This window comes from Citrobacter sp. RHB25-C09 (genome assembly GCF_013836145.1).
Taxonomy (GTDB): domain Bacteria; phylum Pseudomonadota; class Gammaproteobacteria; order Enterobacterales; family Enterobacteriaceae; genus Citrobacter_A.
Map to the genome: position 1 here is coordinate 3,185,844 of NZ_CP057483.1, position 20,756 is coordinate 3,206,599.

The window sequence follows — 20,756 nt, forward strand, 5'->3', positions numbered from 1 at the left end:
GGTCCCTCTCAGATGGACAAATTATTGATTTTCATCTGCATCATTTCGCTCAGTGCCGGGGAGGCTTTGCTGTTTATGCCTGCTTCCCATGCACTACGCGCACCTTGTTTATCACCTTTACTCAGCTGCGCTTCACCACGCAGATCGGCAACAATCGCTGCCCACCCTTCTCCCTTTACGGTGTCCAGAGTTTTCAGCGCAGTGTCCGCTTGCTTAAGCTGTACCTGAACACGTGCAAGACGCAATGTAATCACAGCTTTCAGGTTTTCATCACTCGTTGCCGCCAGCCCTTGCTGAAGCTGGGTCGCGGCTTTATCAAGCTGATTTTGGTCGACAAACTGCTGCGCCAGCTCCATGGAAGCTAACGCGCCGTATGTGTTTTTGTTCTCCGCGGCAAATTTCTCCGCTGCGGAAAGTTTGTCGGCGTTGCCGGAGCCGATCTCCGTCACCACAGACTGGTAGGACTGAGAAGCAGAGCGCGCGGATTCAGTCTGATGACTGGTCCAGTAACGCCAGCCGATCAGTGCGCCAACCCCTAAAATCACCCCAACAGCCAGCGCTTTACCGTTTTCGGCAAAGAAGCGTTTAATCGCTTCAACCTGGTCGTTTTCGTTCTCGTAAATTTCCACGCAGTCCTTCTCCTTAAGCCATTAACGTGCGCAAATGGGTTGCAACGCTATTTTGTGCAACTGCAGTTTGCTCACCGGAGCGCAAATCTTTCACTACCACTGTACCGTTAGCCACTTCGGACTCACCCAGTACCAGTGCAATGCGGGCGCCCCATTTGTCGGCACGGGCAAACTGTTTCTTAAAGTTGCCACCACCGTGGTTAGTCATCAACTTCACGCCGGGCATTTCGTCACGCAGGCGTTCGGCTAACGTCATTGCTGCAGACTGCGTTTCCGCGCCTGAAGCGACCAGGTATATATCGACAACAGAATCTGCTTTAAATTCCGTGTTAACGGCCTGAACAAGTAAAACAAGACGTTCCAGCCCCATCGCAAAGCCCACGCCCGGGGTTGCACGTCCGCCGAGTTGCTCGACCAGCCCATCATAACGTCCACCGGCACAAACGGTGCCCTGTGAACCCAGACTGCTGGTGACCCACTCAAATACGGTACGGTTATAGTAGTCAAGACCACGCACCAGACGCTGATTAACAGTATACGCAATCCCGGCGGCTTCCAGCAGTTTACACAGTCCGGCAAAGTGCTCGCGGGAGTCGTCGTCCAGATAGTCGCCCAGTTGCGGCGCATCGTTGAGCAGCGCCTGTACGTCCGGGTTCTTCGAATCCAGCACGCGCAGCGGGTTGGAATACATGCGACGTTTGCAGTCTTCGTCCAGTTTCTCAACGTGTTGTTCGAGGAAAGCGACCAGCGCATCGCGATAGTTGGCACGCGCTTCGAGCGAACCGATGGAGTTCAGCTCCAGGCTGACGTGATCGGCAATGCCCAGCGCACGCCACCAGCGCGCGGTCAGCATAATCAGCTCAGCATCGATATCCGGCCCTTGCAGACCAAACACTTCGACACCCAACTGATGGAACTGGCGATAGCGCCCTTTCTGCGGACGCTCGTGGCGGAACATCGGCCCGATATACCACAGTCGTTGTTCCTGATTGTACAGAAGACCATGCTCGATGCCGGCACGTACACAGCCTGCCGTACCTTCAGGACGCAGAGTCAGGCTGTCGCCATTTCGGTCCTCAAAGGTGTACATCTCTTTTTCAACGACGTCAGTGACTTCACCAATCGCACGTTTAAATAACGGGGTCTGCTCTACAATCGGCAAGCGGATTTCACTGTAACCGTAGCTGCTGAGCACGTTTTTGAGAGTGCCTTCGATGCGCTGCCAAATGGCGCTTTCGCCAGGCAGACAATCGTTCATGCCGCGAATGGCTTGAATGTTTTTTGCCACGTCTATTCTCTTTCTGAATATAAAAATGAACCCTCAGCGCTTCCCCGAGCGATACGGGAGCGATGCGGGTTCAATCATACACGGGAAGCGCTTCGCTTCCCAACACGTTATTATTTTTCAACCTGCTGCACGTTGATTCGCTGCGCTTCATCGAGCATTGTCGCTTTGGCGCGGATGCGGGCTTCAAGCTGGTCAATCATATCGCTATTATCCAGACGATCTTTACGAACGCCATCTTCATAGAGACCACTTTTCTTATTACCGCCGGTGACGCCCAGCGTGGATACCAGCGCTTCGCCCGGTCCGTTGACCACGCAGCCTATGATCGAAACGTCCATCGGCGTGATGATATCTTCCAGACGCTGCTCCAGCGCATTCACCGTACCGATCACGTCAAACTCCTGACGCGAGCAGGTTGGGCAGGCAATGAAGTTGATCCCGCGTGCGCGAATGCGCAGCGATTTCAGAATATCGAACCCAACTTTGATCTCTTCTACCGGATCGGCCGCCAGCGAAACGCGCAGGGTATCACCGATCCCTTCAGAGAGCAGCAGGCCCAGACCGATCGCCGATTTCACCGCACCGCTACGCGCGCCACCGGCTTCGGTGATCCCTAAGTGCAGCGGCTGATCGATCTGCTTCGCCAGCAGGCGATAAGATTCTACGGCGAGGAAAACGTCCGACGCTTTCACACTCACTTTGAACTGATCGAAGTTGAGACGATCGAGATGATCCACGTGGCGCATTGCCGATTCCAGCAAGGCCTGCGGGGTCGGTTCGCCATATTTTTCCTGCAGATCTTTTTCCAGCGATCCGGCGTTCACGCCGATGCGAATCGGAATATTTTTGTCTCGCGCACAGTCCACGACCATACGGATGCGTTCTTCATTACCGATGTTGCCCGGGTTAATACGCAGGCAGTCCACGCCGTATTCCGCTACCTTCAGGGCGATACGGTAGTCGAAGTGAATATCGGCCACCAGCGGAACAGAAACCTGCTGTTTAATCAGTTTGAATGCTTCTGCAGCATCCATCGTTGGGACGGAAACACGAACAATATCAGCGCCGACACGTTCCAACGCTTTAATCTGATTGACCGTCGCTTCCACATCCGTAGTCCGCGTATTGGTCATCGACTGTACGGCGATGGGAGCACCATCGCCAATCGGCACGTTCCCAACGTAAATACGCTTCGACTTTCTACGTTGAATTGGAGCCTGGTTATGCATGAAAAATCTCCCGCGTTACCCGTCTGTTACTGTGCCGGTGATTGTTCGGCATTGAGGGTCAGACGCGCAACCTGGTTAGTTCTGATAAAACGGCTCAGATCGACAGGTTTTCCTTGATACTGGATCTGTACCGCAGCCGGAGCGCCAATTTTAAGCTTATAAGGCGCCTGACCGGTTAGGTTTAAATTGCCATCTTTACGCTGCATTCCGCTAAACAGCTTTTTACCTGTCGCATCGCTCACTTCCAGCCAGCAATCGGCGGTGAAATTCATCACCAACGCGTTGGGGTCTGCGGCGGTGTTAATCGCAGCCTGATCCATCGGCAGTGGCGCAGCGCCCTCAGGCGTTACAGGCGCAGCGGGTGCCGCAGTAGCGGTATCAACGTCAGCCTGAGAAGGCGGAACGACTGCATTCTGCTGCGGTTCTACCGCAGGAGCCGTCGCCGTGGTGTCAGGGGGGGTAGCGGTTTCCGCAGGACCGGTGGTCACAGGCAGACTGTCCTGACTTGCTGAACCACTGGTATCAAGCGGCACGCTCTGCGCCGTTTCATTGCTGGCGTTCAGCTCAGCAGTGGATTGATCGGCCATTGTGGTGATCTCTTCCTGCTGCGCCTTGTGGTTTTGCCACCACCATGCGCCCGTCAGGCCGACGACCACGAACAGCACCAGCCAGGTAAATGACATTAACCAGCCATCGCGCTTTTTGCGGCGTTTACCTAATGAGAAACTCTGCATCGGCGCGACTTTCGCCGCACGAACGGGTGCGTGCTTTTCCAGAGCCGGCAGCAGTTCTTCTTCAGGAATATGGACCAGACGCGCATAAGAGCGGATGTACCCGCGCAAAAACGTCGACGCCAGATCGGTCGGCGCCTTATCGTCTTCAATATCGCGTACTGTGGACACTTTCAGGCAGAGTCGTTCTGCGACGGCCTGTTGGCTGAGTCCGAGTTGTTCACGGGCATTGCGTAGGCGAACGCCGGTGGATTGTGCTTTATCTGGGTCTTGGGTGGCTTCAGTATTCATTCGCTACAGCTGCTGGTGTAAATTTAGGCTCAGGCGCCGGTGAGCCACAATGCTCACCCACACCGCGAAACATCTGGTCAGTTAACCTTAGCGACAGAGTATAATCCCGCCAGGTAACTTGTGACAAAACAGCTTAAGCCAAACGGCTAAACTATTGTTGCACCATTACATACTGCCCTAAAGTCAGCGAAAACGCACCGATATTATTGACTGGACGAGTACAACCTGAGGCATCATTCAAATTACTATGCGTCACAGTTCAAAAAACCGACTGTGACGCACGGAAAGTCAGATGCTTTTCACGTCGATTGCCTCGCCCTGCATGCGTTTACGCAGAGTACGTTTGGTTCGGTCTATCACGTCTCCGGCAAGCTGTCCGCAGGCCGCATCAATATCATCACCACGCGTCTTACGTACGATAGTCGTAAAACCATAGCCCATCAGTACCTTAGAGAAACGGTCGATTCGGCTATTGGAGCTGCGTCCATAAGGCGCACCCGGGAACGGGTTCCATGGGATCAGGTTAATCTTGCACGGCGTATCTTTCAGCAGTTCAGCCAACTGATGCGCATGTTCCGTCCCGTCGTTGACATGATCCAGCATCACGTATTCGATGGTTACGCGGCCCTGGTTCGCATTGGATTTATCCAGATAACGACGCACCGCAGCGAGGAAAGCTTCGATATTGTACTTTTTGTTGATAGGTACAATTTCGTCACGAATTTCGTCGTTTGGCGCATGCAGAGAGATAGCCAACGCAACGTCAATCATGTCGCCGAGTTTATCCAGCGCAGGAACTACGCCTGACGTGGACAACGTTACGCGACGTTTGGACAGGCCGAAACCGAAATCATCCAGCATGATTTCCATCGCTGGCACCACGTTGGTCAGGTTCAGCAGGGGTTCACCCATGCCCATCATCACCACGTTGGTGATCGGACGCTGACCGGTGACTTTTGCCGCACCGACAATTTTCGCCGCACGCCACACCTGGCCGATGATTTCAGACACGCGCAGGTTACGGTTAAAGCCCTGTTGTGCAGTCGAGCAGAATTTACACTCGAGCGCACAACCAACCTGAGATGAAACGCACAGGGTGGCGCGATCCTCTTCCGGGATATAAACCGTTTCAACACGCTGATCGCCCACGGCAATCGCCCATTTAATGGTGCCATCGGAAGAGCGTTGTTCTTCTACCACTTCCGGTGCGCGGATCTCCGCCACCTCTTTCAGCTTGCCGCGCAAAACCTTGTTGATGTCGGTCATCTCATCAAAGTCATCGCTGCAATAGTGGTACATCCATTTCATAACCTGGTCGGCACGAAACGGCTTCTCGCCTAATTCTTTAAAGAATTCGCGCATCTGCTGACGGTTCAGATCCAGTAGGTTAATTTTTCCATTTTTATTTGGAACCGCAGGTATGGCGACTTCGGAGGTGTTCACTAATTCAGACATAATTGATTCCGGCCTCGTTGTTACACGTTATGGCCCCTGGAGGGTTAAAAAGAAGCGCCCCAGGGAGCGGTGCTCGTCCTGGGGCGCTGCATTGTACAAATTCTGGCGCAAGGATGCCACGTTTGCACACGGCATTTACGAAATTAATACATTCTTAATTAACGGGTACGTGGACACACCTCGCCTTCGGCGAAGAAGAAAGCGATTTCACGTTTTGCTGATTCCAGAGAATCGGAACCATGAGTGCCGTTTTCGGTGAAGCTGTCAGCGTAATCAGCGCGCAGCGTGCCCGCCAGCGCGTTTTCTGGATTGGTCGCGCCCAGCAGGTCGCGATGACGCTGTACTGCGTTTTCACCTTCCAGTACGGAAACCACGATGGGACCAGAGGTCATGAACTCGACCAGACCGTCAAAGAATGGGCGACCTTCGTGCTCAGCGTAAAAACCGCGAGCCTGTTCAACGGTCAGGTGCAGCATTTTGGTGCCAACAATCTTAAACCCTGCTGATTCAAAGCGAGCGAAGATGCTGCCAATAACGTTTTTTGCCACCGCGTTTGGTTTGATGATGGAAAAAGTACGTTCAATAGCCATTATTACCTCTGAAATTTGTTTTGTTGTGGTTTACCTGGCGCGGATTATAAAGAGCATCCAGGCTATTGCATATGGACGAAGGTAACATTTTTTTAAAATAAGATGAGTATTAGCAACAAACTTACTCGATATGGTCTATTGCAGACTAAACCGCACCGTCGCAGCTTGCCCGCCTTCATCCATTGTCAGCAGCTGATAATCGCCTTTTTCCTCAAGACGTAACGTGACATTGCGCCCACGCGCTTTCAGCGGTTCACCATTAAGAAACCACCACCGCGCGCCTGCTCCCCCACTACTTTGAAGGGATATGCTTGCCTCCGTTGCCCCCGGCAAACGCTTCACGATCGCGCCATCGCGAATGCCCAACAATTGCAGCGGTGATACGGCTTCCTGTCCCTGCGGTGGACAGGAGATTGATGCCTGAGGCAATCGCGCGCTGCGGCGTTCAGAGGACGGCAGCCACGGCTCCAGCGGTAGCGGCCAGACTATCAGCGTTTGCTCATGAGCCTGCGGACAATCGGCGGCAACACGTTTGCCTTCTTCATTCAGCCAGACGGGAAAGCGAATGCCACTTATGCCCTCCTGCTCCGGGAGTAACAGCGTGGGGGGTTGACTCCCGTCCAGTAACCAGGTTGCCAGACGGCGACGGCAGTTCGCATCTCCAGGTGGCAGAGACTGACCACCGGGCCAACAGATCACATCGCGGCTGACTGATTCAGGACGAGGATCTTCAGGCAATGACGCGCTACGCGACAAAAGCAGATTGTTCACCTGATTCAACAAAGGTACCGCACTGGCAAAACCGAATTGTCCGGCAACGGGCGTACCATCGGGCCTGCCCGTCCAAATCCCAATGACATAGCGCGCATTGATGCCGATCGCCCATGCATCACGATAGCCGTAGCTGGTGCCCGTTTTCCACGCCAGCGGCGCCACGCGAGGAAGCGCGCTATCCGGTAACAGCTGTGCTTCGTCAGCCATTATTCGCCGGATGATCCAGGCTGCGCCCGGCGACATCAGCGGACGTTCTGTTAACGCGTCAGCGGGCTGCATGCGCAGTTTTCCAGCTTTACCGTGGCGCGCAAACGCGCTGTAGGCCGCCGTCATATCTGCAAGCCGCGCGCCCGCTCCCCCAAGGATGAGCGATAAATTCGGTGTGGCGCCAGCGGGCAGATACAAAGGCAGCCCCACGTTTCTGAGTTGCGCCGTAAACCGTTTCGGGCCATAGGCTTCAAGCACCTGCACGGCGGGTAAATTCAGCGAGCGCACCAGCGCCTCGCTCATACTGACAGGGCCGTGAAAGCCGCTATCAAAATTACCCGGACGATAATCCCCCGTGCGACGCGGAACGTCCTGCAATAAAGACGCGGGATGAATAAGCCCTTCATCCAGCGCCAGGCCGTAGACAAAAGGTTTCAGTACCGAACCCGGCGACCGGATCGCACTGACCATATCCACATGCCCGAAGCGGGCGTCATCATTCAGATCTGCCGAACCGACCCAACCGCGCACGCTCATCGTGGTGTGATCGACCACGATCATCGCCAGCGAACTGCGCGCCGGAAGCCGGCCTTTCCAGTTTTGCGCCAGCTCTTCCAGTTGCCGTTGCAGACCAGCATCGAGTGTGGTGACAATTTTATTGCTTTGACTTTTTCCCAGCATCATCCGTGAAAAGAGCGGCGCTAACTGGGGCATCTGTCTGGGCGTGAGCCAGACGGGTTCTTCACGAGATTCCTGCGCCTGCTTGTGCGACCAGATCCCCTGTGTTGCCATCCGCTCAAGCACCTTATTGCGGGCAGCTTCGGCGCGTTCCGGCCAACGGTCAGGGCGCAAGCGACTCGGTGCCTGCGGCAGTACCGCCAGCAGCGCGGCTTCTGAATAACTGAGCTGTGCGGGCGGTTTACCAAGATAGGCCCAGCTTGCGGCACCGACGCCCTGTAGCGTACCGCCAAACGGTGCGCGGTTGAGGTACAGCGTCAGAATTTCACGTTTTGAGAGATGCCACTCAAGCTGAAGCGCGCGCCAGATCTGGCGGAACTTGCCGCCAAAGGTGCGGGGATGTGGGTCCAGCAGCCGCGCTACCTGCATGGTCAGCGTACTGCCGCCAGAAATCACGCGACCAGAAGTCAGATCCTGCCAGGCGGCGCGGACCACAGAAAAAGGGTTTACTCCAGGGTGCTTCCAGAACCAGCGGTCTTCATAATTGATTAGCGCCTCAAGATAACGGGGCGACACCTCTTCAATGGTCACCGGGTAGCGCCAGATCCCCTCCGCATCAGCAAAACGCCACAGCGGCGTACCGTCCTCAGCGACGACCACGCGAGCGGGATTCACCTCGCGAAGAGGCAGCGGCCAGAGTTTATCGGCCACCCAGACGGTAAAAACCAGAAAGAGAGACGCGGCGACCAGCCATAGCCAGCCGCCGCGCTTACCCGATAATTGCTTCATTTACGGCTTAACAATCAGCAACGCTTCGGCCGTGCCTGTCGCCCGCCACTGCGGAACGTACATCGATTCCACCATCGGCACCGGCATTTGATAGGTACCCGGCGTGACCGCGCGCGCCAGATAAACCAGCGTGACCGGCTGCCCTTCATTAACGGCAACGGCGGCAACAAAGCGGTCATCGCGGAACTCAATGTGCTGAATATCGGCCTGCTGCATTTGATTGAGCAAGTTTTGAACTTCACTGCCATTATCCTGCAGGCTGGCACTGCCGTTGGCCAGATTTTGGTTTTCCAGTTCCAGTCCGGCAGGCAGGAGATCCACCACCAGCGCATCCGGCACGTTCTGGCTGGCGCTGACTTCCAGACGCACCAGGACCAGTTCGCCGCTGCGCAGTGAATCCAGCGACTTGCTCTGCCCGTCGGTACCGAGCACATAACGCTCAATTTTCAGCACATTGCTGGAAGGCGTTGGGGCGACTTGCGGGTAACCGCTGACATCCAGACGCAGCCACATCGGCTGATTGCCGCTATTGCTCACCTGCAAAGCGCTCAGCGCATCAGCATCCAGATTGCGGGTTAGCGCTTTATTGCCGGTCAACGGCTCTGCGGCAAATGAGGTTTGCGCCTGCCAGGTTCCCGGGAGATCCTGCAGCGTTCGCGCCGCCAGGAACAGGGCATTATTTTCCTGGGTCGACAACCAGCGTTGACCAAATGCCTGTTCAGAGAGCGTAGCCAGCAGACTGTTCTGTACTTCTGGCTTCAGCTTGTTCTCTTCCAGCAATGCCAACATAAGCGCGTTATCGCGAAGCGAGCTGCCGTAATCCGCCATCCACTGATGCTCATCAACACGCGACGTGTTCAACGCCAGCGTAATAGCCTCGTCACTACGCTTCGCATCCCCCATCGTCTTCAGCGCGATGCCCAACTGTAGCAGCGGTAAACCGGACGCAGCCTGACCGCGACGCTCCCAAAGTTCACGCAACGCGCCAAGCGGTGCCTTCTGTTGTCGTGCCAGGACCAGTGCCGCGTAGGACTGCACGGCAAACTTGCTCGCCTGGGTATTGTCGGTATAGCGAATGGACATCATTCCCGGATCCTGCAAATAGCGCAGCAGCCGTTCATTCCCGCGATTGATGCCTTCTGCTGGAACGCTATATCCCTGCTCGCCTGCGCGGATCAGGAAATCCATCGCGTAGGCGGTCAGCCAGTACTCTTCTGGACCGTTTTTATCCCAGAGAGCAAAGCCCCCGTTTTCCCGCTGCATTTGCAACAGACGGGAAATGCCGATATCGACTGCCGCACGACGTTTTTCGTCACTATCACCGGCAATTCCCAGCGCAGTTAGCTGGGCAGCATTGGTATAGAGCGACGGGAACAGGCCACTGGTGGTTTGCTCCAGACACCCATAGGGGTACGCCTTCAGCTCGCGGATATAGCGCGCCAGATTGAGCGGCGGCTTGCCGCTAAACAACAGTTGTCCCTGAGTGGTGACCGGAGAGAAGTTCATCAGTGTGTCAGGGGGTACCGACCAGCTTTCGCCCGGTTGCAGCATCACACCGCGATTCACCGTTTGCGCCGGGAACGCCGGTCGGACGCCAATTTTCCACTGTTTATGCTGAGCACCCAACGTTTCTCCTGGCAAATTCAGCCCGCTCAGCGTGGCCTGTAATTCTCCGTCGCCATATCCCTCTTTTGCACGAACCGGAATAAATAACGTGGTCCGAACGCCAGCCGCAAGGTTAACCGGAGCAGGCTGACCGCTAAGCAGTTCAAGCAGTCCATTTGCCGCGAGATTGATGTTAATGGTCTGCGGTTGGTCGGTCAGGTTGGTGACATCAAGCACCAGCCGGGAGGTATCCCCGCCGGCCATAAAGCGTGGCATATTCAGCTCGGCAATCACCGGCGCGGCAACGACAGTCTTGCTTTCATTGCTCCCAAAATCGTCCGCCGTCCATGCCTGCGCCATCACGCGAAGCTCACCGTTGAAATCGCCAATCGGCAGCGTGACGGTGCCCTCTCCCTGCTCATTAAGCGTAACCGGCTGCGCCTGTTGCGCCACGATATTCACGTGGTTAACCGGGGGTTTGCCACCGCGTTTCAGCTCATCGCCATCGCCCCCGAAGCGTAGCGCCGCAAGACGCCCTTGCCCTTCAATCACCTGACCGTAAATATCATAAATATCCGCGCCGTAGCGTTTCTGTCCGAAGAATGCCTGCCACGGATCTGGCGTAACGTAATCGGTAATATTGAGCACGCCGCTGTCCACTGCCGATACCAGGACATTGATCTGCTTTGGCGTTTCGCCATTTTTCCGGCTGGCCTTGATCTTCACGGTCAATGGTTGATTCGGACGCATTTTGGTGGGACTTTCCAGCGCCAGTTGTAAACGGCGATTTTCATCTCCCAGCGGAAGATGCAACAGACCCACGGCACGTTTTGGCGTTGCAGAGCGCGATTTATCCCCTGGCCGCACCACCAGCGCACTCAGATATAAATCGTGACGATTCCAGGATTTATCAACCGGAATAGACAGATCCAGCCCCTGCACCGGTACGTCAATCTCCTGCCACCACAGTGGACCTTCGCTGGATTCCACCATCGCGTAGCCTTTACCTGCCGCCGGCGCTGCAATGTGCAGCTTCATCGTCTCGCCGGGGCGATAGGCTGGTTTATCCAGCTTCAGCGTCACGCGGTCCGGACGCGCCGCCCCGCTGCCGTCGCTATTATCCTGCCAACTGTAACCGGCCCAGAAGCGGACGCTGCTGACAGCCTCGTTAGGCGCCTTAACCTCCAGACGATAGGCACCCCATTCAACCGGGAAGCTCACTTTACCCGTTTGGTCTGCTTGTAGATCCAGCGTCTGCTCGGCTTCTACCAAATCTTTTTGATCAAAGCGCGACTGCCAGCCTTCGCTTTCCAGCCAGTCCCAGTAGTAGTCGCGACGTTCGCGAATTAAACGGACCTGTAAGCCCGTTACCGCTTTCTTCACGCCTTGCGCATCAACATAAACAATGTCGAATGCGGCATTACTGCCTTCGTCAACCATTGGCTGATTAACCGTCGTATCGGTACGGTAGTCATACACCGCTTTGGCGGCGAATTGTGGCCGGATCCCCGGCAACGTGTCAGCCGGCCAGATCGCCTGCTCCGCACGACGCGTCACCGGACGCCCGCCGGATTCCAGCAAACTGGCTTGCAGTACGACCTGCAACGGCGAGCGTGTATCGCGCCACTGACTGTTAGCACTCACTTCGCCGCGGCCGGCGTCATCCAGGGTGAGTTGTACTTCGTCCAGACTGCGCGTCAGGTTTTCTTCGGCAATGTTGCCAAACTGGAAACCAGGCAGCGCTGGCACCGCCTCGCGCAGTGGGCGCAGAAACAGTTTCCCCTGAAGCGAATTACCGTTAGCCGGAGCGCCATACAGGTAATAGCCAACGACTGAGAAATTCACGGCATCCGCGGGACTTAACGGTGTTTTTTGCCCGGAAAGGTTAAGGGCCATCCGCTCCGGCATAAAATCTTCCACGTGGAAATCCCACGTCCGGGTCTGGTTATCACCCGTATTCGCACGAATGTGCCACATACCCGTCGGCGCGCCGCTATCCAGCGGCAGGGTAAAGCGATACAGCCCGTTCTCTGGTTGACTGACAACGGTACGAAGCACCTGTCCATCTGGCTTAATCACGTCCAGTTTCACCGGCTGATCGGGCAGCGTCTTACCGTCACTGTCGCGCAGCAACCCATTGAGGATCACGGTTTCACCGGGACGATAGAGATCGCGCGGGCCAAACATAAAGAACTGCTTGCTGTAGCCCGGTGCGCCAGCAATATCGAATTCGGCTAAATCCAGCGCCGGGAGTTTCAGATCCAGCAGCGTGGTTTGCCCTTCTTTACGCGCCAGCACCAGCGCCGCAGCCTTGTTATTCTCAAGCTGAACGTGGCCTTTACCATCGCTGGTCGCCTGTGCCAGGGTTTGCCCTTTCTCATCCAACAATGCGACATTCACGCCCTGCTGTGCTGCGCCGTTTTCGAGGCTTTGCGTAAAAACATCAAGGCGGTTTTGATAGCGATGCGCCGACACGCCAATATCGCTGAGCGTAAACAGTGTTGCGGCGTTGCTGTACTCATACTGGCCGGCTTTGGTCATCACCGCGACGTAGACGCCCGCCTGCTGGAGTGGTTTGATCTCGCTCAGCGGCAGGAGAAGTTTCTCGCGGGTATTCCGTGCGGGGTTAAGATCGAAGCGACCGGTATAGACCAGATCCGCCATTTTCAGCAGGTTCTCAGATTCCCAGTTTGACAGGGCATTACGGTATTCCCACTGGCTGACAAACGCCGCCAGCGACTCCGGCTTCACACGGAAAAAGTTAACGTCTACGTTGTTAACGTTCAGCGCCATTACCGGTAGCCCTTCTACCACTTTTCCTGGCAGTAATGAGCCGCGACTGGCGAACCCCACGCTTGGCTGGATATCACGGGTGGTGAGGGTCTTGTCGTAATTAATTTCAAAGGTCGCGTTGTTCAGCGCCTTTAGCTCGCGATCTATGGTCAGCACCAGATCGCGATTCGGTTCCAGATGACGTAAACGCAGCTCTTTGAGATTCGGCGACAGTTCCCACCCCCCGTCAACTTTGCCGCTTTTCTTATCCACGACGTGGACGGTGCGGGCAAAATCCTGCTCGGGGTCTAAAGGAATAGAAAAAGTCAGCACCAGCGTGGATGCGCCGTCCAGTTGCACTTCGGAGGCATCCAGCAGGGTGAGTGATTTACCTTCGCTCTGCTGCGCCAGCTTTTGCAACTGGGCAGGATCTTGTTTAGCCGGCGCGGTCTGCGCGGCAGGCGCGTCGGGTTTCGCCACCGTGGTGGTTTTGTCGTTATTGTCGCACCCTGCCAGCGCCAGCATAATAATGCAGGCGGCTACGCGTATATGATTCATTTTTCATCCCTGGCCAGCGAGGCCCGTTAGCAACGTAGAACAGATATTATGCGTGAGATTTTTCTTTGTGTAAGTCTCTATCCCCTTTGTGTAGTCTGAATTTAATTAAGAAGTGTGGTATCACCAGACAAAACGGTCTCTTGTACTTGTCCCCTCCCGGCAAAGATCCGACAATTTGCCGGACACCTGTTTAACATGGAGATACCCATGACTACCGCCTTTTTTGTCGCCGCCGACTGGCTTGCAGAACATATAGACGATCCGCAAATTCAAATCATCGACGCCCGTATGGCCCCTCCGGGACAGGAAGATCGCGACGTAGCGCAAGAATATCGCGCGGGACATATCCCCGGTGCGGTATTTTTCGATATTGAAGCGCTTTCGGATCATACCTCCCCTCTGCCGCATATGATGCCGCGCCCGGAGGCCTTCGCCGTTGCCATGCGCGAACTGGGCGTGTGCCAGGATAAGCATTTGGTGGTGTACGACGAAGGGAACCTGTTTTCCGCGCCTCGTTCCTGGTGGATGCTGCGCACCTTTGGCGTGGAAAAGGTCTCCATTCTCGCGGGTGGTCTGGCCGGCTGGCAGCGGGATGAATTGCCATTGGTAGAGGGCGACGTTGAGCTGCCGGAAGGGGAATTTGACGCCGCGTTTACCCCGGAAGCCGTAGCGCGGGTGAACGATGTGTTGTTGGCAAGTCACGAAAAAAACGCCCAGATTGTTGATGCCCGCCCGGCGGCCCGTTTTAATGCTGAAGTGGATGAACCCCGTCCGGGATTACGACGCGGCCATGTGCCAGGCGCACTGAACGTACCGTGGACCGAACTGGTTTTTGAAGGCGAACTGAAAACCACAGACGAACTGGATGCCATCTTCTTCGGTCATGGCGTCAGCTTTGATCGGCCGATTATTGCCAGCTGTGGTTCCGGCGTAACGGCGGCGGTCGTGGTACTGGCACTGGCAACCCTCGGGGTTGCGAACGTTGCACTCTATGACGGCGCATGGAGCGAATGGGGCGCGCGTGATGATTTACCGGTTGAACCGGCAGAAGCTAATAAAATCTGATTTATGCGTTGATTGTGCCCATAAAAAAACCGCTCAATTGAGCGGTTTTTTTATGCTGGTTCGGTTCGCGGCCTTGCCAACTGGCTATGTTGCCAGAGCAACGCAGGCCCTTTCCGCCGTCTCGCAAACGGGCACTGCGCTGGTATCAGATAATCCGGTTCTGCTTGAAATCGCGCAGAAATCCGCCCCAGCGACGTTCGTAGAACGGGGCGATATGTTCGGTTATGAAGTGGCTGATGCCCTTCTCACCTTTCACGACCCGACAGATATCAATCGGCTCATCGCCCGGTAAGGTGTCGGTCGCCACGCTGCCCGCCGCCTGAATAATGTCTTCGATATCGCCGTCAGCCTCAATGCCTATCAACAGGTTAGATTCCGCATCAGCACTTTCTTTGATGGAGCACAGGAACGCCCGCTTCACCGGCTTGATGGTTTTAAACAGCGTGGTCAGCGAGTCAATCATCTGGGCTGGTAGTTCAGCGACCTCGGAAAGGATCAGCGATTCCCCGCCCTCCAGCACCTCCTGCGTACTCAAAGGATTCCCCTCTTCACCCATTAACAGGCTGATCTCACGAGGCATAAACTCTTTTCCGGTCGGAAGTTTGGCGTTGAGGAACAGCGTCTCGCCGAGCGTCATTTCAAACAGCGTGCGCACCGGCATGACCACAAACGCCTGTTCGTTTTCCACTGCCTGCTGCAAGGCTTCCAGAGAAGTGAAAAAAGGAATAACGGTGGTGCCGTCTTCTTTTTCCCAGTGCTGGAGATCCAGCGCACTGTCTTCAACGACAGCTTCACCCTCTGCGGCGGTACCGGGTACCCAGACGGTGGAATCGAGTAAGGTGCGGAAAAATGCCGGACGGTGTGCCGGTTCAGTTGCTGCTTTTTCCAGCAGTGTTTCTAATTCGTTTTTGGTTTCTGACATAGGCATCACAGTAAAGGAGATGTAGGGCGGGCAAGCGAAGCGCCCCCGCCGCGAAAATGCCGGGTGGCGCTTCGCTTGCCCGGCCTACATAGAGACATTCATTACGCGATCAGCAGATTCGCAATTGTGCGTACGCCTAACCCGGTTGCGCCCGCGGACCACTGTTCGACCGGCGCTTTGCGATAGGTCGCAGAGCAGTCGATATGCACCCAGCCCTGTTGATAATTATCTACGAAGTGGGACAGAAAACCTGCCGCTGTGCTCGCCCCTGCCGGGTACGCCGCACTGCCGGTGTTATTCAGCTCAGCAAAGTTTGACGGTAATTGGTTGCGATGGAACTCCGCCAGCGGCAGACGCCAGAACGGTTCATTTTCTGCCGCCGCACTTGCCAGCAGACGGTTCGCCAGTTGATCATCAAAGCTGAACAGCGCGTGGTAATCATTACCGAGCGCCGTTTTCGCCGCCCCGGTCAGAGTTGCAGCATCAATAATCAGCTCTGGTTTTTGCGCACAGGCGTCGATCAGACCATCCGCCAGCACCAGACGCCCTTCCGCATCGGTGTTCATCACTTCCACATTCTTGCCGTTGCGATAACGAATAATATCACCCAGTTTAAACGCATTGCCGCTGATCAGGTTATCCGCACAGCAGAGGAAGAGCTTCACGCGTTTATTCAAACCGCGAGTCACGGCAAACGCCAGCGCGCCAGTCACCGTTGCCGCACCGCCCATGTCGGACTTCATCGAGTCCATAAAAGCGCTTTGTTTAATGCTGTAGCCGCCGGAGTCAAAGGTAATGCCCTTACCCACCAGGCAGGCATACACCGGTGCTTCTTTGTCGCCCGTCGGGTTGTAATCAAGTGCCAGCAGCACCGGCGGACGTTCAGAACCGCGACCCACGGTATGCAGCCCCATATAGTTCTGCTCGCGCAGATCCTCGCCTTTGGTGATGCTATACGTCACGTGATCGCACGCCACGCTGCACATCAGGTCCACAGCACGCTGCGCCAGTTGCTCCGGCCCTAACTCTTCCGCCGGGGCGTTAATGGTGTCGCGCACCCAGTCGATGATAGTCAGACGGTTTTCCAGTTCCTGACGTTGCGCATCGTCCAGTTCCGGCCACTCAATCTTGCGGCTGCCTTTCGGGCCTTTATAACCCTGCCAGAACGACCAGCTACGATCTGCATCCCAACCTTCACCGGTAAGCTGGACATGCTTAATACCCAGGCCGTCAATTTTGCGGGCCGCGCGCTGGATCAAACCCAGGTCATCTTTTCCGTTAAGGTGCAGTGCAATACCGTCGTTATTAATGCTGTAAATGGCTTTCTCGCCCCAGCGCGCATCGGCTGGCTGCGTAGTGAGCGTAATTTTCATCGCTTCGGTCATTTTTTTATCCTTATTAGCAAACGGGCCGCCTGAAGGCAGCCCGTAATGTGACTTAGCTGGCCTCGTCTAACCAGACTAGCAGAATCGCTTCCAGAATTTTTTCATTGGATGCGTTGGGATCGTCATCAAAGTCTTCTAAATCGCAGATCCACTGATGCATATCGGTGAATCGTACGGTTTTAGGATCGAGATCCGGATTTGCGTCGTAGAGCGCCTCGCCGATTTCACGGCTGTCTGTCCACTTCAGTCCCATATTAATGCTCGCGTGCGTGGTTGATGGTGTAACGCGGGAATTCCACGACCAGGTCCTCGTCGGTCACCGCTGCCTGACAGCTTAAACGGCTGTCTGGCTCCAGACCCCAGGCTTTATCCAACATATCATCTTCGTCTTCGCTGCTTTCAGCAAGCGAGTCGAAACCTTCACGCACAATACAGTGGCAGGTGGTGCAGGCGCAGGATTTTTCACAGGCGTGTTCCACTTCGATACCGTTACGCAGGGCAACGTCGAGAATGGTTTCACCGGTCTTAGCTTCCAGAACAGCGCCATCCGGGCAGAGATCCGCATGGGGCAGAATTACGATCTTTGGCATTTTAAACCTCGTCCACGGAATGGCCTTTCAGCGCGCTACGGACAGACTGGTCCATGCGGCGAGCAGCGAATTCCTGGGTTTGTTTGTCTACGTTTTTAATGGCTTGTTCGATAGCGTCAACATCATCGCCTTGCGCCACGTCGCTCAGGTGCGCGGCGGCATCGTCGATACGCTGACGTTCTGCGGCGCTGAGCAGCGCGGCATCAGCGGCTAGCGCACCGGTTAAACTCTCCAGCACCCGCGCCGCTTCGACTTTCTGCTCTGCCAGCATACGCGCTTTTACGTCCTGCTCGGCAAAGCTCATCGAATCCTGAATCATTGAGGCGATTTCACCGTCGGTCAGACCGTAGGACGGTTTAACCTGAATTGACGATTCAACGCCGGTGGATTTCTCCATGGCGGTCACGCTCAATAGACCGTCCGCATCGACCTGGAAGGTCACGCGAATATGCGCCCCACCCGCTGGCAGCGCCGGGATCCCACGCAGCGCAAAGCGCGCCAGGGAACGGCAGTCTTGCACCAGCTCACGCTCACCTTGCATGACGTGGATTGACATCGCGGTCTGGCCGTCTTTAAAGGTAGTGAAATCCTGCGCGCGGGCCACCGGAATCGTGGTGTTACGCGGGATCACTTTCTCTACCAGGCCGCCCATGGTTTCGAGGCCCAGCGACAGCGGGATCACATCGAGCAGCAGCATTTCGCTGTCCGGCTTGTTACCTACCAGAATATCCGCCTGAATCGCAGCGCCAATCGCCACCACTTTATCCGGGTCGATCGAGGTCAGCGGCGAACGGCCGAAGAATTCGCCGACGCGCTCACGCACCAACGGCACGCGCGTTGAACCACCGACCATCACCACTTCCAGCACTTCCGTAGCCTCAACCCCTGCGTCTTTCAACGCGCGGCGACAGGCCAGCAATGTGCGCTTAACCAGTGCGGAAATCAGTTCATTAAACTGTTCACGGGTAATTTCACCCTGCCAGCCTGCAACGTTAACGGTCACGGATTCAGCATCGCTGAGGGCGATTTTCGCGGCAATAGCGGCGTCGAGCAGTTCACGCTGGAGGCGGTTGTCGCTGCGATCGGCAATCCCGGCCTGGTCACGGATATAGTCAGCCAGCAGGTGGTCGAAATCATCGCCGCCAAGAGCGGAGTCGCCGCCCGTCGCCAGCACTTCGAACACACCGCGGCTCAGGCGTAAAATGGAGATATCGAAGGTGCCACCCCCGAGGTCATAAACCGCGATCACACCCTCTTTACCAGAGTCCAGACCGTAGGCAATCGCCGCTGCGGTGGGCTCATTGAGCAAGCGCAGTACGTGCAGGCCAGCAAGACGCGCTGCGTCTTTGGTGCCCTGACGCTGAGCATCGTCGAAGTATGCCGGAACGGTGATCACCACGCCGTCCAGCTCACCGGAAAGCGACTCAACAGCACGGGCGGCCAGGGCTTTCAGGATATCAGCAGAAACGCGGATCGGATTCAGTAACCCCGCCGCAGTTTCAATCATAGGCAGGCCGTTCTCACTCGCCTGAAAACGATAAGGCAGATGCGGATAACGCGCCTGGATATCTGCCAGAGAACGCCCCATCATGCGTTTTACAGAACTGATGGTATTGCCCGTGTCCAGCGCGGCATTTTCACGCGCGGCGTAGCCCACAGAGTGGCCCTGCTGCTGATAGTGAACGACCGATGGCAGTAGATGACGCCCTTCGTGATCGGCCAGCGTTTCGGCCTGGCCGCTACGCACGGTGGCGACCAGAGAGTTGGTGGTTCCGAGATCAATACCCGCCGCCAGACGACGCTGATGCGGCGCAGCACTCAGACCAGGCTCACTAATTTGTAATAAGGCCATAATTGCTTCCGAATATTAAAAATCGAGCAGTTTTTCTTCGAGTTGTTCTGCACTGCTGCGCAGTTTATCGAGGAAACGCAGTTTTCGCACGGTATCAGCCGCCGCGTCCCACGTTTCGCGATTCAGTTGTTCCACCATCTGCTGATGGCGGCTTTCAAACATGTTTTTCACGCGCAGGATAAAGCTCTCCAGCCGCGCTTCGTCTTTCGCTTGTTCGATCTCGTCGAGCTCTTCGCGCAGTTCCAGTTGTTCCATCAGGAATGCGGTATCGCGCACTGTGTGCTGCTCGCTGGCAAGATCGAAACCGTGTAGGGAAAGTAAATATTCTGCCCGCATCAACGGGTGACGCAGCGTTTGCCAGGCCTGATTGATAGTGGCGGACTGCTGCACGGCGGCGAGCTGTTCTGCCTGCGTGCCGCTGGCAAACTTATCAGGGTGATACTGACGTTGGAGATCCTGAAAACGGACCGTCAGTGCCTGGAAGTCAATCGGGTATTGCGCGGGTAATCCGAAGAGAGTGAAGTAATCCATAACTATCTCAGGGGTAGCCTGTTAGAACAAACCCCACACGTCAATCTTGCGTGTGGGGTTATCGATAAGCGCGTTATACGTGGAAGCTTTCGCCGCACCCACATTCGTCTTTTACGTTAGGGTTGGTGAATTTAAACCCTTCGTTCAAACCTTCTTTGACGAAGTCTAACTGCGTACCGTCCAGAAATTGCAGGCTTTTGCCATCGACAACCACCTTAACGCCTTTGTCTTCAAACACGGTGTCTTCTGCCGCCGGTTCATCAACAAATTCCAGTACATACGCCATACCTGAGCAGCCCGACGTTCTCACGCCCAGACGCAGGCCAAACCCTTTACCGCGGTTTGCCAGGAAGGTATTTACTCGCGCTGCTGCACTGTCGCTAAGTGTAATCGACATAATAAAACCTCAACTCTTCTTATTTTGCTTCACGTTTGCTTTTATAGTCCGCAATGGCGGCTTTGATCGCGTCTTCTGCCAGGATAGAACAGTGAATTTTCACTGGCGGCAGTTCAAGCTCGTCAGCGATATCGGTGTTTTTAATCGCCTGAGCTTCGTCCAGAGATTTCCCTTTCACCCATTCGGTGACCAGGGAGCTGGACGCAATGGCGGAACCGCAGCCATAAGTCTTGAAACGCGCGTCTTCAATGATACCTTCATTGTTGACTTTGATCTGCAACTTCATCACGTCACCACAGGCTGGTGCACCCACCATGCCGCTGCCTACGTTCTCGTCGCTGTTGTCAAAAGAACCCACGTTACGTGGATTTTCGTAATGATCGATGACTTTTTCGCTGTATGCCATGTTGAATTCTCC

General features: G+C 55.5%; 17 protein-coding genes. 1 reads left to right on the forward strand and 16 read right to left on the reverse strand.

Features of this window, described 5'->3' with window-relative positions:
• Positions 1-8 precede the first annotated feature (8 nt).
• The 8 genes from HVY19_RS14995 to HVY19_RS15030 form a co-directional block, all read right to left on the reverse strand.
• On the reverse strand, positions 9-629 hold the full coding sequence (locus HVY19_RS14995; RefSeq protein ID WP_181681335.1) for a YfgM family protein: 621 nt from the start codon (positions 627-629) through the stop codon (positions 9-11).
• 13 nt (positions 630-642) lie between these two features.
• A complete protein-coding gene (gene hisS / locus HVY19_RS15000; protein WP_181681336.1) occupies positions 643-1,917 on the reverse strand; it encodes a histidine--tRNA ligase in 1,275 nt (424 codons plus the stop codon).
• 110 nt (positions 1,918-2,027) lie between these two features.
• A complete protein-coding gene (gene ispG, locus HVY19_RS15005; RefSeq protein ID WP_181681337.1) occupies positions 2,028-3,146 on the reverse strand; it encodes a flavodoxin-dependent (E)-4-hydroxy-3-methylbut-2-enyl-diphosphate synthase in 1,119 nt (372 codons plus the stop codon).
• A 26-nt stretch (positions 3,147-3,172) separates the two neighbouring features.
• Positions 3,173-4,168, reverse strand: a complete 996-nt coding sequence (gene rodZ, locus HVY19_RS15010) for a cytoskeleton protein RodZ (RefSeq protein WP_181681338.1) — start codon at positions 4,166-4,168, stop codon at positions 3,173-3,175.
• A 288-nt stretch (positions 4,169-4,456) separates the two neighbouring features.
• Positions 4,457-5,623 carry a bifunctional tRNA (adenosine(37)-C2)-methyltransferase TrmG/ribosomal RNA large subunit methyltransferase RlmN gene (locus HVY19_RS15015; RefSeq protein ID WP_181681339.1) on the reverse strand — a complete coding sequence of 389 codons (1,167 nt, stop codon included), beginning with the start codon at positions 5,621-5,623 and terminating at the stop codon, positions 4,457-4,459.
• Between the two features lie 158 nt (positions 5,624-5,781).
• Positions 5,782-6,213 (reverse strand): nucleoside-diphosphate kinase, encoded by a 432-nt coding sequence (ndk, locus tag HVY19_RS15020; protein WP_181681340.1) that lies wholly within the window; start codon positions 6,211-6,213, stop codon positions 5,782-5,784.
• Between the two features lie 135 nt (positions 6,214-6,348).
• Positions 6,349-8,661 carry a peptidoglycan glycosyltransferase PbpC gene (pbpC, locus tag HVY19_RS15025; RefSeq protein ID WP_181681341.1) on the reverse strand — a complete coding sequence of 771 codons (2,313 nt, stop codon included), beginning with the start codon at positions 8,659-8,661 and terminating at the stop codon, positions 6,349-6,351.
• On the reverse strand, positions 8,662-13,596 hold the full coding sequence (locus HVY19_RS15030; RefSeq protein WP_181681342.1) for an alpha-2-macroglobulin: 4,935 nt from the start codon (positions 13,594-13,596) through the stop codon (positions 8,662-8,664).
• Positions 13,597-13,803: 207 nt separating this feature from the next.
• Here HVY19_RS15030 and sseA point away from each other — a divergent pair, with 207 nt between their 5' ends.
• Complete coding sequence (sseA, locus tag HVY19_RS15035) at positions 13,804-14,661, forward strand: 3-mercaptopyruvate sulfurtransferase (RefSeq protein WP_181681343.1); 858 nt, start codon at positions 13,804-13,806, stop codon at positions 14,659-14,661.
• A 145-nt stretch (positions 14,662-14,806) separates the two neighbouring features.
• Here the strand turns inward: sseA and sseB are convergent, their stop codons facing one another.
• The 8 genes from sseB to iscU all read right to left on the reverse strand — a co-directional run bounded on the left by sseB (position 14,807) and on the right by iscU (position 20,744).
• Positions 14,807-15,583 (reverse strand): enhanced serine sensitivity protein SseB, encoded by a 777-nt coding sequence (gene sseB, locus HVY19_RS15040; RefSeq protein ID WP_181681344.1) that lies wholly within the window; start codon positions 15,581-15,583, stop codon positions 14,807-14,809.
• Positions 15,584-15,684: 101 nt separating this feature from the next.
• Positions 15,685-16,968 carry an aminopeptidase PepB gene (gene pepB / locus HVY19_RS15045; protein WP_181681345.1) on the reverse strand — a complete coding sequence of 428 codons (1,284 nt, stop codon included), beginning with the start codon at positions 16,966-16,968 and terminating at the stop codon, positions 15,685-15,687.
• A gap of 52 nt (positions 16,969-17,020) precedes the next feature.
• Positions 17,021-17,221: a Fe-S cluster assembly protein IscX gene (iscX, locus tag HVY19_RS15050; protein ID WP_181681346.1), complete on the reverse strand. Its 201-nt coding sequence runs from the start codon at positions 17,219-17,221 to the stop codon at positions 17,021-17,023.
• Between the two features lies 1 nt (position 17,222).
• A complete protein-coding gene (fdx, locus tag HVY19_RS15055) occupies positions 17,223-17,558 on the reverse strand; it encodes an ISC system 2Fe-2S type ferredoxin (protein ID WP_181681347.1) in 336 nt (111 codons plus the stop codon).
• A gap of 1 nt (position 17,559) precedes the next feature.
• Positions 17,560-19,410: a Fe-S protein assembly chaperone HscA gene (gene hscA, locus HVY19_RS15060; RefSeq protein ID WP_181681348.1), complete on the reverse strand. Its 1,851-nt coding sequence runs from the start codon at positions 19,408-19,410 to the stop codon at positions 17,560-17,562.
• Positions 19,411-19,425: 15 nt separating this feature from the next.
• Positions 19,426-19,941 (reverse strand): co-chaperone HscB, encoded by a 516-nt coding sequence (hscB, locus tag HVY19_RS15065; protein ID WP_181681349.1) that lies wholly within the window; start codon positions 19,939-19,941, stop codon positions 19,426-19,428.
• Between the two features lie 73 nt (positions 19,942-20,014).
• Positions 20,015-20,338: an iron-sulfur cluster assembly protein IscA gene (iscA, locus tag HVY19_RS15070; RefSeq protein ID WP_003037681.1), complete on the reverse strand. Its 324-nt coding sequence runs from the start codon at positions 20,336-20,338 to the stop codon at positions 20,015-20,017.
• A 19-nt stretch (positions 20,339-20,357) separates the two neighbouring features.
• A complete protein-coding gene (gene iscU / locus HVY19_RS15075) occupies positions 20,358-20,744 on the reverse strand; it encodes a Fe-S cluster assembly scaffold IscU (RefSeq protein WP_002913991.1) in 387 nt (128 codons plus the stop codon).
• Positions 20,745-20,756 lie beyond the last annotated feature (12 nt).

Bases quoted from the DNA above. Each gene is read 5' to 3' on its own strand.
- sseB (WP_181681344.1), bottom strand. From the start codon at position 15,583: ATGTCAGAAACCAAAAACGAATTAGAAACACTGCTGGAAAAAGCAGCA.
- iscX (WP_181681346.1), bottom strand. From the start codon at position 17,221: ATGGGACTGAAGTGGACAGACAGCCGTGAAATCGGCGAGGCGCTCTAC.
- fdx (WP_181681347.1), bottom strand. From the start codon at position 17,558: ATGCCAAAGATCGTAATTCTGCCCCATGCGGATCTCTGCCCGGATGGC.
- ispG (WP_181681337.1), bottom strand. From the start codon at position 3,146: ATGCATAACCAGGCTCCAATTCAACGTAGAAAGTCGAAGCGTATTTAC.
- hscB (WP_181681349.1), bottom strand. From the start codon at position 19,941: ATGGATTACTTCACTCTCTTCGGATTACCCGCGCAATACCCGATTGAC.
- hscA (WP_181681348.1), bottom strand. From the start codon at position 19,410: ATGGCCTTATTACAAATTAGTGAGCCTGGTCTGAGTGCTGCGCCGCAT.
- HVY19_RS15030 (WP_181681342.1), bottom strand. From the start codon at position 13,596: ATGAATCATATACGCGTAGCCGCCTGCATTATTATGCTGGCGCTGGCA.
- iscA (WP_003037681.1), bottom strand. From the start codon at position 20,338: ATGTCGATTACACTTAGCGACAGTGCAGCAGCGCGAGTAAATACCTTC.
- sseA (WP_181681343.1), top strand. From the start codon at position 13,804: ATGACTACCGCCTTTTTTGTCGCCGCCGACTGGCTTGCAGAACATATA.
- pepB (WP_181681345.1), bottom strand. From the start codon at position 16,968: ATGACCGAAGCGATGAAAATTACGCTCACTACGCAGCCAGCCGATGCG.
- rodZ (WP_181681338.1), bottom strand. From the start codon at position 4,168: ATGAATACTGAAGCCACCCAAGACCCAGATAAAGCACAATCCACCGGC.
- ndk (WP_181681340.1), bottom strand. From the start codon at position 6,213: ATGGCTATTGAACGTACTTTTTCCATCATCAAACCAAACGCGGTGGCA.
- pbpC (WP_181681341.1), bottom strand. From the start codon at position 8,661: ATGAAGCAATTATCGGGTAAGCGCGGCGGCTGGCTATGGCTGGTCGCC.
- HVY19_RS15015 (WP_181681339.1), bottom strand. From the start codon at position 5,623: ATGTCTGAATTAGTGAACACCTCCGAAGTCGCCATACCTGCGGTTCCA.
- iscU (WP_002913991.1), bottom strand. From the start codon at position 20,744: ATGGCATACAGCGAAAAAGTCATCGATCATTACGAAAATCCACGTAAC.